The following is a 14,664-nucleotide window of genomic DNA, read 5'->3' on the forward strand; positions in this document are numbered from 1 at the left end:
AAAAATAATTGCTTAGGGTAGTTACACCTGTTATAACTAAACTAAGCAGAGATGATTAGAAGCCGGAAATAAAGGAGAAGAGTATGAATCTTTCTTATTTTATCTTTTTTCTGTTCATACTTTCAGGTACGTTAATTATTACATATTGGGCTGCAAAACGAGTCACAACAACACAGCAGTTTTATTCTGTATCCCATAGTTTAACCGGCTTTCAAAATGGGCTGGCGATTGCTGGTGACTTTATGAGTGCGGCCTCCTTTCTTGGGATTACAGGAGCTGTTGCCTTACATGGCTTCGATGGATTCTTTTATTCGATCGGCTTTCTGGCGTCCTTTTTTCTTCTTTTATTTGTTATCGCCGAGCCTATACGAAACCTCGGTACTTTTACGCTTGGGGATGTCATTTATTCACGATTCCCGGAAGAACGGATTCGCTTGCTATTAGGCTTTAGTTCGATTATGATTTCAGTTTTATATATCATTCCGCAGATTGTTGCTGCAGGGCTTCTCGTTCATTTAATGCTGGGAATAAATTATAGCACTTCCGTATGGGTGATAGGCAGCTTGATGACGTTGTATGTTATTTTCGGCGGAATGGTCTCTGCTTCATGGGTCCAAATTATTAAAACAGTTCTCTTATTGTCAGGGACTTTTTTGATGACATTAATGATATTAGCCCGGTTTGATTGGAATATTTATTATTTAATTGACCTTGTTAAGGAGAATACACCGTTTAGGGACCAATTTTTTTCTCCTGGCAATCTATTTAAGGATCCTTTGGAAATGCTTTCTCTTAATCTCACATTAATTTTAGGTACGGCAGGGCTGCCGCATATTTTAATCCGTATTTTTACCGTAAAGGATGCACAAGCTGTTCGAAAATCGATTATAACATCGACATGGATTATAGGTTTGTTTTATGTTATCATGCTTGTCTTAGGTATGGGAGCGGTCGCACTTGTCGGCTGGGATAGATTGATTGAAGTCGATGCTACAGGAAATCTTGCGGCACTTTTATTATCATCCGTGCTTGGAGGTGATTTCTTGGTTGCGTTTATATCAGCAGTAGCATTTGCCACGATATTAGCTGTCGTTACTGGACTTGTCACCGCTGCAACTTCATCCTTTACCCATGATATCTATCATCATGTCCTGCGAAAAGGGAAAGCAACTGAGCAAGAACAAATGCAGGTTGCAAAGGTTGCTGCTGTATGTGTTGGGCTTTTCTCTATCATACTTTCTCTTAGTTTAAAAGAGAGTAATGTGACATATCTTGTATCTTTCACATTTGCCATTGCAGCGGCTACAAATCTTCCGCTTTTACTTTTCACTTTATATTGGAAGCGTTTCAATCCGACAGGAGCAATTGTTGGCGTTTTTTCGGGTTTAACAGGTTCATTGCTTGTTGTTTTACTTGGTCCGCAAATGGATCTTTTAGGCGATGAATTGCTTATCCCTCTCTCTAATCCCGGTTTAATTGCCATTCCTTTTGGATTTTTAGGAGCTTTTTTTGGGGCACTTTTCTCTAAAAAACCGGTAGATGAAGAGCAGTTTACTAAAGTTGTCGTACAAGCACAAACAGGAGTAAAACGATAGGGGAGAGAAGGACTTAGGAAATGAGAGCAGGTGACAACTTGGGGGATTTATCTATTCTTTTATTTGAACGAATTGGCATGTTATTGATTTTTGCTTTTATGCTGACGCGGATTCCTTCTTTTCGGTTGCTTTTAGATCGTGAGCTATCTGTTAAAACGATCATCTATCATTCTATTATTTTTGGCATTTTAGCGATTGCAGGGGCTCAAGCTGGTGTAAAGATATCGAATGGGGAGATCACTTCACATATATGGGTGTTGCAGCTAGCTGAAGGGGAAATGCTTGTAGGATCATCCTTGGTAGCGATTGTTATTTCCGGCCTGTTAGGAGGTCCTTTTGTTGGGCTTGGGGCTGGTGCCATTGTTGCTGTTTATTGTTTCTTGATAGGAGGAGAGCATGTTCTTGCTATTTGTCTTGCAAATATGCTTTCAGGAGTGATCGCTGGTTATACTGCACGCTTTTTTTCACAGGAAAGGGTTATCGCATCGGAAAAAGCATTATTTATCGGAATGTTTGCACCAATATTGCACATGGCTTTTTTATTGATTTTTACTTCAACACCTGAGCAAACGATTGAATTAGTCAATACGATCGGAGTTCCGCTTGTTGTCACAAATAGTGTAGCCATCGCCATCTTTACAGCCATGATTCGGATTGCATTGAATGAAAAAGAACAAGAGGCAGCGTTAGAAACAAAACGTGCCTTAAAAATCGCTGAGGAAACCTTGCCTTATTTAAAGCAAGGATTGAGTTTCCAAACGGCTGTGAAAATTGCTGATATTTTGCGGGAAGAATTAAAAATTCCTGCTGTTGCACTAACTGACACGGAGAAGGTCCTTGCTCATACAGGACTTGGGTTTGATCATCACCATCATAATCAACCTATTCAAACCAAACTAACCAGATTGGCGATTGAAACAGGTGAAATCCAAGCAGCTTACGGGTATGAACAGATACAATGCAACCACCATCATTGTCCCTTGGAGGCAGCAATTATTGTCCCAATTCGTGAATCAGGTGAAGTAACAGGTCTGATACAACTATTTTTTAGAAGATCACAACAAATTCGTGCGGTTGAAATCGCTTTTGCCCAAGGATTAGGAAAATTAATCTCGAACCAGTTGGATGCAGTTGCTGCAGAGAAAATGAAAACATTAGTTCAAGAAGCGGAATTACGGCAATTACAATCACAAATTAACCCCCATTTTTTATTTAATACACTCCATGTCATTTCTGCATTAATTCAAAAAAACCCAGTCCAGGCAAGGGGGTTAATTGTAAAGTTAGGACAAATATTGAGAAGCAGTCTGAAAATATCATCAGCTACAGTCATTCCCTTGGATCAAGAAATCACTTATTTGCATTCATATATTGAAATTATGAATGTAAGGTTTTCAGATCAATTGACGATCCAGGTCGATATGGAAGATGGGGTAGGAGCGGCAATGATTCCACCTTTTACTTTACAGCCTTTAGTGGAAAATTGTATCAATCATGGATTAAAAAATGTTTCATCTGGCGGAATGATTAAGATAAAGGCCATTAAAGACGGTGATTCCGTTGTAATTGAAATAAAAGATAATGGAATCGGTTTTACTCCTTCAATGATAAGCAGTCTAGGCAGTAAAGCGGTACAAAGCGAAAAAGGAAATGGTATTGCCATCTATAATGTTAATCAGCGGTTAACCGCGATAGTTGGTGAAACAGCAAGTATGCAATTCCGAAATCGATCTTCTGGAGGTAGTCTAATCACCTTTACTCTACCAATATCCGTGAAGGAAAGGAGACATTTATGAAAATAAAAGTAATGATCGCAGAGGATGAAAGACTAACAAGAGAAGACATCGCTTTTTTAATTCAGCAGGAAAAAGAATTTATTCTGTGTCCTAGTGCGGAAAATGGGCAACAGCTTATTGAGCTATATGAACAATATGAACCAGACCTTGTGATTCTCGATATCAACATGCCGTCTTTATCTGGAATTGATGCGGCAAAACAGCTTAGGAAGCTCTCAAATGGAAAGAGCAAGCCTTATCTAATCTTTACAACTGCATATGATGAATATGCTGTAGAAGCATTTAATCTTGAAGCGGTGGATTATCTCCTTAAGCCTTATGATGTTGAAAGGTTTAAAGAAGCGCTATCGCGTGTAAAAAGGCAAATGATTCAGTCCGAGCGGAAGAACAGTCATTCTTCAAAACTATTAATTGATAATGGGGAGAAGGTTGTTGTTTTAACACCACAGTCCATTTTCTTTGCTGTCCGTTCAGAACGCCTTGTTGAAATACATACAGATAAGGGGCTTGTTCAAACGAAAATGACACTCCAGGACCTGGAAGATAAGCTGCCGTCTTCTTTTTTTCGTTCACACCGCAGCTATTTAGTCAACCTTGATTATATCGATGAAATTGTCCCGTGGTTTAACGGTGCCTTTAATATCATCTTAAAAAATAATGATCAATTGAAAATTCCCGTAAGTCGTTCATCAGCGAAGCAGCTTTTTGATCTTTTACAGGATTGAGAAGCTGTTGCATGTTAAATTGAGTATAAGGCATTTCAAACACAGATTTCTGCAATTGAGACTTAATTGTGAACATTTTACGAATGTTTTAACAATAGATTACAGTTTAATTTTATAATTATTGTAACCGCTTACAATATATAGGTATGAAAGGAGGTTCATTTCGTTTATATTTCATCATTTAAGGGGGAGTTTTTTCATGAGTATGAATGAAAATTCATTAAAGCAAAAAATGGAACAATCACAAACCTCTATTGATTATTCAAAAATCGCACAGTCTGCAAAATTCAAGGAGCTGCTTCACAAAAAACGCAACTTTATTCTGCCGATGTCCTTATTCTATCTAGCATTTTATTTTACTTTGCCTATTATGACGGCCTATTCCACGGTACTGAATCAACCAGCAATTGGTTCAGTTAGCTGGGCTTGGGTTTTTGCGTTTGCTCAATTTATTATGACTTGGGCATTATGTATTCTTTATTCAAAACGAGCGGCAAAATTTGATGAAATGGTTGATGAAATAATCGAAGATGCAAAATAAATATTCGGCTTTATTAAAAGATAAAGTCTGGTACGGTTTATTCGTGTGGCGGGAGAAGGAGAACAAGGGAGGAACAGGTTCATGAATACATTAGCATTTTCACTGTTTTTAGGTATTGTGGCTTTAACACTTGTCATCACGTATTATGCCTCCAAAAAGACAAAAACAACAAGTGATTTCTATACAGCTGATGGAAGTTTGACAGGCTGGCAAAACGGGATGGCGATTGCTGGAGACTATATGTCTGCTGCATCATTTCTTGGTATCGCCGGGATGATTGCCCTATCAGGTTTTGACGGCTTTTTCTACAGCATTGGTTTTCTTGTCGCTTATCTTGTTGTTTTATATGTCGTTGCTGAGCCTCTTCGTAATTTAGGGAAATATACAATGGCCGATATGATTGCAGCAAGATTTAATGCAAAACAGGTGAGGGGAGTAGCTGCTTTAAACACCATTGCGATTTCCATTTTCTATATGATTGCCCAGTTAGTTGGTGCAGGCGGTCTCATTCATTTATTACTTGGACTTGATTATGTTGTTTCTGTGCTTATCGTTGGTATATTGATGACAGTATATGTTGTATTTGGCGGAATGACGGCAACAAGCTGGGTCCAAATCGTCAAAGCAGCGCTGTTGATGATTGGAACGTTTATTATTTCCATTATTGTTTTTGCAAAATTTGATTTTAATATTTTCAACATGTTTACGGAAATGAAAGCAGCAACTCCATTAGGAGAGGGTTTCTTGAATCCCGGTAATAAATTTAAAGATCCGTTAGATACGATTTCGCTTAATATGGCGCTGGTTTTAGGTACAGCAGGGTTGCCGCATATTTTAATTCGCTTTTTTACCGTAAAAGATGCCATTACGGCTCGCAAGTCTGTTGTATATGCAACATGGATTATTGGAATATTTTATGTGATGACCATTTTCTTAGGCTTCGGGGCAGCAGCGTTTGTTGGATATGATAAAATCATTGAAGCAAATGCTGCAGGTAATATGGCGGCACCATTACTTGCTGAAGCAATTGGTGGAGATTTCTTGTTTGCTTTCGTTTCGGCCGTTGCCTTTGCGACCATTTTAGCCGTAGTAGCCGGGCTAGTGCTTTCGGCAGCATCAGCATTTGCCCATGATTTCTATAGCCATATTGTTCGCCGCGGGAATGCAACAGAGAAAGAACAAATAGTTGCTGCAAGATGGGCGTCAATTGGAGTTTCTGTCCTATCTGTCATTCTTGCTCTATTTGCACAAAACATGAATGTTGCTTTTCTTGTTTCATTAGCATTTGCGGTTGCTGCAAGTGCAAACCTGCCGATTATTCTGTTAACGATCTTCTGGAAACGATTTAATACAACAGGTGCCGTTGTAGGGATGCTCGTCGGATTAATTAGTTCACTTGCATTGGTTGCTGTAAGTCCAAGCGTCTTGTCGCCAGAAGCAGGGGCAGCGATTCTTGTTGGAGAACCTTTATTTAAATTAGCAAATCCAGGAATTGTCTCGATTCCATTAGGTTTTATCGGAGCTATCCTGGGAACACTTTTATCAAGTAAAAAAGAGGATGCGAAGAAGTTTGATGAAATCCTTGTTAAAGCAAATACTGGTGTCTCAACAACAATCAAGTAGAAGAAGAATCGTTAGCAGTAAATAAAATATCGTATAAACATAAATGGCCAGACCCGAACATTTGTTTGAGTCTGGCCATTTTCTTTTTATTATACTTTTAAAGCAAAGTCTGGCTGGTATTCTCGGAATTTCGGGTTTTCTCCACACACCATCAAGCCTTGCCCCCAGTTTACATGCACATCGGCAGAAGGTTTATCAGATGGGTCACGGTATTGAAATAAAACATTCCTGCGCGGACGGTCACTGCGGTTAATGTCAGAACCATGGATTGTTAAATAATTAAAAAACAGGACGTCCCCAGCTTCAGCAGGGCATGGCGTTCCGCTTGATATTGGATATTCCTTCTGGTCTAAATAATAACGACCGATGTGGGGGATTGGTCCTTGTTTATGAGATTTTGGCACCACTCTTAAACAGCCGTTTTCCAAATCGGAATCATCCAAATGAACACTTGCTGCCAACATAGTATGGTTGTCATGTGGAAAATAAGGATGATCCTGGTGCATTGGAAATGCCGCTCCCTTTTCAGGCGGTTTAACGAGCATTTTTGAGTGATGTAATTGCACATTCGGACCGATAAGCTTTTGCAAAATAGATACCATATTCGGATGAGAAATCGCCCGTGTAAAAGAGGCATCATGATAATGAACATCATGAAAACCCTTTAAAACAAGCCTTTTTAACTCGTTTGGCGGGATATAGTCACCTTGCCATGTATGGTTTCGATCGAGTTTTTCATTTGCTGCACGTTGAATGATTTGTTCGACTCCATTTTTCATTTGTTCTACTTCATCCTTTGAAAATACCCCCTTTACTAGCAAATAACCATTTTCATTGAAAAATTCTGCATCTTTTAATGTAATCATTCTATATTCCTCCTTTAAGATAGATCGTATTCTTGCTATAATTTTAGGAAAATAAAAGGTGTAAGTCTTTATCTGATGAGGCTACTATTTTGTCTAATGAGGACATCGGGGGGAAATTTGTGGTCATTCATTCTTGTAAACTGAGTGAAGGAATACTAAATCAATATGCAACCAGGCTAATTGGTGAAGAAATATGCTTTAAGGTACATTATTGGGGAGTTAACCCAGGGCATTTTAATAACATATTACATAAGCATTCATTTTTTGAGGTTTGTTATGTACTTAGTGGAGAAGGACTATATCATGACCAGGGTGGACAATTTCAGTTAAAAAAGGGTTCAGTATTTATATCACGTCCAAACATTCAACATCAAATATTAAGTGAATCTGGACTATTTCTTTTATTCGTTGCCTTTGAGGTCATCCCTGACATTTCTAAGGATGATGCTATTAGAAAGTTTGATAAACTTTCAACAACAAATAAAATCTTAATAAATTCCGCTGATGATACACCAACTGCCTTAATTTGGAGAGCACTTGTTGAATATACGTCAATTGGCGGTGCAAACGAATGCGGTTTTATTTCGAATTTGGCAAATACACTGGTCTTGTCTTTTCACTCCATGTTTTCTGAAGAAAAACCAAGAACAGAACATCATGAAAAATTATTCTCAAATCGTTCAAGTCATTTATATCAAGCAAAGTTATTCATCCGTGATAATTTATCAGATCAATTGAGGCTTGAACATGTAGCTAACAATCTGCACATATCTACACGTCACTTATCAAGACTTTTTTCTGAAGAACTTGGTGAAAGTTTTTCCAATTATATTCGCAGGAAGAGGATAGAGGAAGCTGCTAAGCTACTTGAAACGACAAATATTCCGATTAAAGAAATAGCAGATTTGACAGGATGCGGCTCAGTACATTCCTTTACACGTATGTTTACTTCGATGATGAATGTTTCACCAGCAAAATATCGCAATACATACGAAATAAAGCAAGAAAAACAGGAAATAATAATGTAGAGCAAATAAATGTGTTAGATGGGAAATTATTTCCCAATTAATTGGAGAGAACTTGAATCAAAAGATACAAATCATAGTAAGCAATAAATTAGATGAATGTAGACATAGTATAAACGGCTGAAGATTTAATGAAAATAAATAAGAATGAATTTGAGCTAAACAAACAGAAAAAATCTTAGAAATAAAATAAAAATAATTAAAGAATAAATATTGAATTGAATACCATTTTAAAATAAACGTAAATTTTGTCTCAATTGCTTAAGTAAACTTTGCTTTTGAGACGAAATTTAACTATAATATTTAACTTCCTAGAATATATATTATGTAAACTAGAATCAGAAAAAAGTAAGATACGTCTTATTGTTTATTCATAGTTCCCTCTTTAATTTTTTAAGGTTTATAAAATTTGCTTTCGCCTTTGGCTTAACTAATTGATAACAGTCATATTGTTCTAAATTAAACTTTGTATACTTCTAATCGTCCTATATACAGTTTGGAACGGTTTATCCATCAGGATAAATAGTTTTAGCAAGCTTTTTTATACCCAGAATATAAGTTTTACAGTTGTAATGACTGAACGAAAACATATGTTCGCAACTCGGTAATAAGCTGCTTTTTTAAGCTTTTTAATAACTTTTTTCTCGTCATATAATAAAAACCGACCTTCAATAGTAGATCGGTTTCAGACTTCTTCATCAGAATAACGAAATGAACTCAATTAAAAACAGGAATTTCCACAGTCACTTTCGTTCCTTTATCCTGACTCGATTCAATTAAGAAGCTTCCTTCTACAGATTTTGCTCTTTCTTCCATACTGAATAAGCCAACACCTCTGGATTCCTTAATGATGTCAAACCCAGATCCTTTATCTTGTATCTCAACATATACTATATCAGCTATTATCTTAATTTTGACTAAAGCTTTATCTACACTGGCATATTTTCGAATGTTTGTTAGAGCTTCTTGATTCTGTAGATGGTGGTTTCTACCTGTACATTGAGACGTTTCATTAACGTACAATCAAATTCGACCTTGATTCCGTAATAGTTAGAAAAACGGTTAAAATAGGAACGCAATGCAGGGATTAACCCTAAATCATCAAGAACAGATGGGCGTAATTCCCATGAGATTCCTCTAATTTCTTTAATTAGCAACGAGACTTCCTCTTGCATTTGTGTGATGAGCGGGTGGTCATAATCTGCTTTTCTTGATTGATCGTAATAAGCAGGCTATATAAGTCTTGGCCAATGCCATCATGCAATTCCCGAGAAACTTTTTTTCCCTCATCCTCCTGAACCTTGATTATCTTGGCCATCATTCGCTTAAGCTCTTCTTCCACACGTTTTCGTTCGGTAATTTCAAAACGGATCGCTAAATATTGATAAGGTTTACCTTTTTCATTTAAAAATGGAACAATGGTCGTATCAACCCAATAATAAGTTCCGTCTTTCGCTTGGTTTCTGATTTCGCCCTTCCATACTTTTCCGCTTCCAATTGTCCGCCAAAGTTCCTGGGAAAATTGGGTTGAATGATAACCTGAATTAATAATTCTATGATCCTGTCCAAGCAGCTCATCTCGAGTATAGTTAGAAATTTTACAGAACTTATCAGAACTTATCATTAACGTACTTAATGATTCCCTTTTGATCTGTAATCGCGACAATAGATGATTCATCAAGTGCAAACTTAAGATCAACTAATTCATTTAAAGACTGGTTCAGCTCCTCCTGCACTCGCTTAAATTCAGTGACCTCTGTCCGAAGCGCCAAATATTGATAAGGTTTACCCTTTTTATCCATAAACGGGACAATGGTCGTATCAACCCAGTAATAACTGCCATCCTTAGCCTTATTTTTAATATCACCCTTCCATATGTGACCATTTCCGATTGTTTTCTAAAGATTCTTCATAAACTCTTTCGAATGATAACCAGAGTTGATTTTACGATGATCATTACCTAAAAGCTCTTCACGGTCATACTTCGAGATCTCACAAAATTTATCATTAACATATTTAATAATACCTTTTTCATTAGTAACAGCGACGATTGTTGTTTCATCGATTGCGTACTTAATATCTGCCAATTCATTTAGTGTGTGAATTCGGTCTGACGATTCCTCACAGTAATCTATACTATTCCAAGATTCATAGTTTTTTCGTTTACTAAATTCATGGTTATTCATCGTTTGCTAACTCCTTACATTCCTCCTCATGCAGCGTATCTTTTAAAATCTGTTCAATCTGTGATACAGCATGGTTCATGATTGCCAGCTGCTCGGGTGAAAATTGTCCTATGCTTCGGTTTCCTCCAAGTAAGACACCCCAAATCGTTTGATTGAAACAAATTGGAACGGCAATACAAGAGATAAGCTGTTCAGCCAGCAAAATAGGATAATCCGTGGGTTTACCTGGAATCTCATGAGGGAAAGAAGAAATCGTCATTGGTGACCCTGTTCGAATAACGGTCCCTGCCACACCCTTACCATAACGGACTGAAATCCGTTTATATTTATCGTTACTATTGCCCGATGAATACTTCCATCTGATTTCCTTGGCATTTTTAGAGGATATCGCCAATCCGCAAAATCACATGGAAGTTGTGATAAGAGGCTTTTGCATATATGCTCAAATGGTTCAATACTCATGGTCATCACTACTTCTCATCAGTATATATCTAATATCCATAATCCAATAAACCCTTTTGTACTGCATATTTAACAAGCTCAGGACGTGTTTTCATCTTTAATTTCTCCATTAAATGGCTTTTGTGGGTTTCAATTGTTTTTACACTAAGAACCAACTGTTCAGCAATTTCCTTGTTCGAATAGCCTTTAGCAATTAGGGTTAGAACTTCCTTCTCGCGATCTGAAAGAATCATATACGTATCGAGGTTTCCACTCTGCTTAAGCTTGATCATGTATTCTTCCATTAAACGTTTGGTGGCACTTGGATATAAGTATGCCTGTCCGTTTGCAACAGATTCAATCGCAGAAAGAATTCTTCATGTGGGGCACTTTTTAAGATACATCCTGAAGACCCTCCTTGAATAACACGAAATAAGTATTCATCTTCATCGTCATGCATTGTCAAAATTAAGATTGATAGTTTTGGTTGCAGTTTTTTTAACTCAATCCTAGCTGATAAGCCGTCCTTTCCGTGAGGCATACTCAAATCCATTAACACAACATCTGGTAGGACCTCTTGAACTTTTTGAATAGCCTCATTCCCCTCTGATGCTTCTCCAACAACCTCCATATTGGGGTTTGCATCAAGGAGCATTTTTAACCCCATCCTTACGACTGCATGATCATCTACTAGTAAAATTCGAATCATTTGCTATGCCCTCTTTCACGTAACTCCGTTGAAACAAAGTGATTTCCGCAAACCTTGCATTGCTTCATTGATTGATTTCCGTAATGCTCGCGATAGTTTTTGGCAAAAATGCTCATGGGCCGGAATGGAATATGCGCTAACTTTCCAAACGGTAAGTAAATCAATGTCACAATTACTGAAAATTGATGAATAAGTGACATGACCGGCTGCCCGAATCCGTGTAAAAAAACATTGCTAACTGTTAATAGCAGGCCCGTTATACTGATGAAAAGCAAAAGGTATAATGGGAGAAAGTCATATAAAAAGGTTTGCTCCGCTCGAGCCTGCATGTTTTTTAAACGACGATATAAAGCCATACAAACCCCTGAAATAACCATAATGGCGGTTATATTTAATGCATTATAAAAAAAGAAGGCAATGACCCCGTCTGCTTTTACCCTTAATACATCAACCCCCATGGCGACAACTGTATAATAGCCATTTTCCCCCATCGTGAAATACATCCAGCCAAACACAAGCGGGTAGGTGACAAAACAGGAGATGATGCAGCCCCAGCCAATCAAAATATGTTGCGTCCATCGGTAAATTCCCCGATTCCAAATAAATGTGTATGTCCCTAAATGGTCTGGTGTCGTCTTAGGAGTTGATCTTCTGAAGATTAACTTTATACTCTTTTTAAGAATGATTTTCGTTGGCGGCCTTTCTCCCCAAGAAATAAATCGGTAAAAGAAGCCTCCTAAAAAGACAATTGTTCCTACCATGTAGCCATACAAATTTAAGTCAATATGTGTAAAGATCCTCGTGCCAATTAACGTTAGTAAAAAGAGGCCGCTAACGGAGAAGAACAAGGACTTTGCAATTTTTGATGCAAAAGCATGTTCCATGCTGCCAAGCTTTTTTACTGACTTCACGCGACTAATTTCTGACATTGTGATTCCTCCTCCACGTAAAAAACCTTCTATCTGTATTGTAGGAAACCAATCATCATTTTATCAGGGAACTCCCTCATCTTTTACCGAAAAGACCCTTAAATAAAAAAAGACCTGATGATCATAGTCATCAGATCTAGTATAGAAGGACATGGACTTTCTTCTGCATTGGAACAAAACGCTTGTTAACTATCTACCTTCTGTTTTTTCCAATAATCATAAATAAAGTCTCTGAAGAGTTCATTTAAATCCTTCTTCTTTTGATTTTTTAACCATTCCACCTGGTCGATAGGCAAGTTTAGTTTTACATTTACAGCTTCTATAGGCATTTCTACTTTTCTTATCTCTTCCAGGGTAATGCCCTCTTCTATATTTGGAAACCAAGAATCGTTTTCGTTTACAAATTTAACGTTTTCATAGTCATTAAGGTCATCAAGTTCACAGAATAAATTGAGCTGTGGCAATCCGCCTGGCAGACTTTTTACATGCATAATAGAATGGATGATTCTGTTATCTTCGAGTTCTACTTCGATAATAAGGTTATCTTCATTTTTATATTTTTTTAAAACAACTTCACTAACAATGAGATCCAACTCTAATGTGAATCCTAAATTTGACTCAAAAATGTAAATGGCACTATTAAATACATGAATTCTTTCGCCGTCAATATGTACTGACTTTACAACTACCATCAAACTTTCCCCCGTAAGAGTTTATTTCTTTAAAAAGGTCGATGCTTCAAAGAATTATATATATGATTTTATCATCCATTTCTCATTTATTCATAGTTTTTGTAAAAAAACTCATCAGGAGGAAAGGAATATTGAAGTGTTTGTTATCAGAATATCTACTCTCGATTATACCTTCCTTATCCTGTAAAATTTTATTAAAAGCCAAGGTCCTGGTGCAAAGCCTAGTGTAAGTTGCCAAGCGCCAAGCCCTTCCAAACCATATTCCCGAACAAGGACCATTTTTTCGCTCATGCTTCTGACATCTTCAAACCATACCTCATGGGATTGTCCTTGTTCATCCCGATAGCGATAGTAAGGTGATTGGTATTGTTGCGAATATTGGATAGGCACTTGATACCTCATTGCTTTTTCAATCGCATCCTGATTTGATATTGCCGGGGCAGCAGTTCCAGGGGTAAAAGGTGTTTTCCAATCATAACCGTATAGAGGGACACCCAGAATAATTTTTTTACTCGGAACCCTGGCAATGGCGTATTCAAGCGTCCTTCTGACCTCAGTAATTGGCGCTACCGGGCCGGGCTCACTTCCAGCGTGATGCCAATCATATGCCATAATAAACATAAAATTGACTACAGCACCAATTCCACCATAGTCATACCCTCTCAACCAAGGAATTTCATCGCTTGTTTTTGCTGGAACAGCGATGGTCAGAACAAATCCGGCGGGGTTCAAGCGATCCCTTAACTGCCTTAAAAATCCTGTAAATAAATCCCTGTCCTCCGCAGAAACACGTTCAAAGTCAATATTAACCCCGCCATAGCCCTTTCTAGTGATAAGTGTAAAAATATTATTGATAAGGTTTGTTCTTGCCGTCGGATTATTAAGAACCTCATGAACAAGTTCTGTACTAAATCCTTCAGATGTCAGATTTGTTACTGTTACTAACGGTGTTACGCGGTTTCTCCAAGTCGTTTCAACTGCGGTTATGTCATTTAGTTCGGTGAGGATATCGCCATTAGGAGCAAATTGGTAATCAAAAATTGAAATGGCAGAAGCATATGGTGCAAAATCTTTTATTAATGCTTCATCAAGTTGCGGACTTCGAACAACGTAAAACGATAAAGTACTAGCAAGATAGTTTGAGATGTTTGGAATGGTAATTTTCATACCCGGTTGTAAGAAGCTGAGATTCATTGCAGGGTTTGCTGCTCTCAATTGCGCCAAGGAAACATATGCACGTCTTGCAATACTAATCAATGTATCTCCTGGCTGTATCGTATAAACATACAAGGGAATTAACAGAGGCTGACCCTGAACGATATTTATTTCCCCCAGTCCATTAACCGCACGAATTTGATTGATAGTCGTCCCATATTTCCTGCTTATCGAAAATAACGATTCACCTTGTTGTACAACATGAACAAACATGTATCTCGCCTCCATTACTTTAAAGATCCACAAAAGTCCGTATATTCATCTTTATTAAATTGTTCCCGAATAAATGATAAGGAATAGTTAACGGGGGAATATGAGGAT

At 37.6% G+C, this 14,664-nt stretch carries 14 protein-coding genes and 2 pseudogenes; 6 read left to right on the forward strand and 10 right to left on the reverse strand.

The annotated features are described in order from the left end of the window. Positions 1-83 precede the first annotated feature (83 nt). From WQ54_RS23215 to WQ54_RS23235, 5 genes are all read left to right on the forward strand, one after another. Positions 84-1,595 (forward strand): cation acetate symporter, encoded by a 1,512-nt coding sequence (locus WQ54_RS23215; protein ID WP_046587790.1) that lies wholly within the window; start codon positions 84-86, stop codon positions 1,593-1,595. 20 nt (positions 1,596-1,615) lie between these two features. Then, complete coding sequence (locus WQ54_RS23220) at positions 1,616-3,391, forward strand: LytS/YhcK type 5TM receptor domain-containing protein (RefSeq protein ID WP_052737928.1); 1,776 nt, start codon at positions 1,616-1,618, stop codon at positions 3,389-3,391. Beyond that, entirely contained in the window at positions 3,388-4,116 is a 729-nt protein-coding gene (locus tag WQ54_RS23225) for a LytTR family DNA-binding domain-containing protein (protein WP_046587792.1), read from the forward strand. Before WQ54_RS23220 ends, WQ54_RS23225 begins: the two co-directional genes overlap by 4 nt. A gap of 199 nt (positions 4,117-4,315) precedes the next feature. Further along, a complete protein-coding gene (locus WQ54_RS23230) occupies positions 4,316-4,657 on the forward strand; it encodes a DUF485 domain-containing protein (protein ID WP_156178096.1) in 342 nt (113 codons plus the stop codon). A gap of 81 nt (positions 4,658-4,738) precedes the next feature. Beyond that, positions 4,739-6,280, forward strand: coding sequence for a cation acetate symporter (locus WQ54_RS23235; protein WP_046587794.1), 1,542 nt, complete (start codon positions 4,739-4,741; stop codon positions 6,278-6,280). A gap of 89 nt (positions 6,281-6,369) precedes the next feature. Here WQ54_RS23235 and WQ54_RS23240 read toward each other — a convergent pair whose 3' ends face one another. After that, a complete protein-coding gene (locus WQ54_RS23240) occupies positions 6,370-7,146 on the reverse strand; it encodes a phytanoyl-CoA dioxygenase family protein (protein ID WP_046587797.1) in 777 nt (258 codons plus the stop codon). 89 nt (positions 7,147-7,235) lie between these two features. On the opposite strand from WQ54_RS23240, the gene WQ54_RS23245 reads away from it, so the two are divergent. Continuing rightward, a complete protein-coding gene (locus WQ54_RS23245) occupies positions 7,236-8,174 on the forward strand; it encodes an AraC family transcriptional regulator (protein WP_052737929.1) in 939 nt (312 codons plus the stop codon). Positions 8,175-8,888: 714 nt separating this feature from the next. Here the strand turns inward: WQ54_RS23245 and WQ54_RS35510 are convergent. The 9 genes and pseudogenes from WQ54_RS35510 to WQ54_RS23280 form a co-directional block, all read right to left on the reverse strand. Further along, a complete protein-coding gene (locus tag WQ54_RS35510; protein ID WP_046587799.1) occupies positions 8,889-9,194 on the reverse strand; it encodes a sensor histidine kinase in 306 nt (101 codons plus the stop codon). Beyond that, positions 9,128-9,328, reverse strand: a complete 201-nt coding sequence (locus WQ54_RS34890; protein WP_156178098.1) for a hypothetical protein — start codon at positions 9,326-9,328, stop codon at positions 9,128-9,130. Before WQ54_RS34890 ends, WQ54_RS35510 begins: the two co-directional genes overlap by 67 nt. Then, positions 9,322-9,849 carry a PAS domain-containing protein gene (locus tag WQ54_RS34895; protein WP_231597621.1) on the reverse strand — a complete coding sequence of 176 codons (528 nt, stop codon included), beginning with the start codon at positions 9,847-9,849 and terminating at the stop codon, positions 9,322-9,324. The genes WQ54_RS34890 and WQ54_RS34895 overlap by 7 nt, the downstream gene beginning before the upstream one ends. A gap of 13 nt (positions 9,850-9,862) precedes the next feature. Then, positions 9,863-10,306 (reverse strand): annotated as a pseudogene (locus WQ54_RS34900) (PAS domain-containing protein); the annotation flags it as partial. A 43-nt stretch (positions 10,307-10,349) separates the two neighbouring features. Next, on the reverse strand, positions 10,350-10,751 hold the full coding sequence (locus WQ54_RS23260; RefSeq protein WP_046587801.1) for a GAF domain-containing protein: 402 nt from the start codon (positions 10,749-10,751) through the stop codon (positions 10,350-10,352). Between the two features lie 97 nt (positions 10,752-10,848). Next, a pseudogene (locus tag WQ54_RS23265) lies at positions 10,849-11,507 on the reverse strand (response regulator). After that, entirely contained in the window at positions 11,504-12,391 is an 888-nt protein-coding gene (locus WQ54_RS23270; RefSeq protein ID WP_231597632.1) for a hypothetical protein, read from the reverse strand. Before WQ54_RS23270 ends, WQ54_RS23265 begins: the two are co-directional and overlap by 4 nt. Before the next feature lie 230 nt (positions 12,392-12,621). After that, the gene (locus WQ54_RS23275; protein WP_046587802.1) at positions 12,622-13,128 is read right to left on the reverse strand and encodes a hypothetical protein; all 507 of its coding nucleotides are present in this window, start codon (positions 13,126-13,128) and stop codon (positions 12,622-12,624) included. A 165-nt stretch (positions 13,129-13,293) separates the two neighbouring features. Then, positions 13,294-14,556, reverse strand: coding sequence for a glycosyl hydrolase family 18 protein (locus tag WQ54_RS23280; protein WP_046587804.1), 1,263 nt, complete (start codon positions 14,554-14,556; stop codon positions 13,294-13,296). Positions 14,557-14,664 lie beyond the last annotated feature (108 nt).

Source organism: Bacillus sp. SA1-12 (assembly GCF_000981385.1).
GTDB lineage: Bacteria > Bacillota > Bacilli > Bacillales > Bacillaceae > Metabacillus.

Excerpts from the sequence above, each read along its gene's own strand:
- WQ54_RS23280 (WP_046587804.1), bottom strand. The coding sequence starts at position 14,556 with ATGTTTGTTCATGTTGTACAACAAGGTGAATCGTTATTTTCGATAAGC.
- WQ54_RS23230 (WP_156178096.1), top strand. The coding sequence starts at position 4,316 with ATGAGTATGAATGAAAATTCATTAAAGCAAAAAATGGAACAATCACAA.
- WQ54_RS23275 (WP_046587802.1), bottom strand. The coding sequence starts at position 13,128 with ATGGTAGTTGTAAAGTCAGTACATATTGACGGCGAAAGAATTCATGTA.
- WQ54_RS23240 (WP_046587797.1), bottom strand. The coding sequence starts at position 7,146 with ATGATTACATTAAAAGATGCAGAATTTTTCAATGAAAATGGTTATTTG.
- WQ54_RS23270 (WP_231597632.1), bottom strand. The coding sequence starts at position 12,391 with ATGGAACATGCTTTTGCATCAAAAATTGCAAAGTCCTTGTTCTTCTCC.
- WQ54_RS23225 (WP_046587792.1), top strand. The coding sequence starts at position 3,388 with ATGAAAATAAAAGTAATGATCGCAGAGGATGAAAGACTAACAAGAGAA.
- WQ54_RS23220 (WP_052737928.1), top strand. The coding sequence starts at position 1,616 with ATGAGAGCAGGTGACAACTTGGGGGATTTATCTATTCTTTTATTTGAA.
- WQ54_RS23215 (WP_046587790.1), top strand. The coding sequence starts at position 84 with ATGAATCTTTCTTATTTTATCTTTTTTCTGTTCATACTTTCAGGTACG.
- WQ54_RS34895 (WP_231597621.1), bottom strand. The coding sequence starts at position 9,849 with ATGAATCATCTATTGTCGCGATTACAGATCAAAAGGGAATCATTAAGT.
- WQ54_RS23235 (WP_046587794.1), top strand. The coding sequence starts at position 4,739 with ATGAATACATTAGCATTTTCACTGTTTTTAGGTATTGTGGCTTTAACA.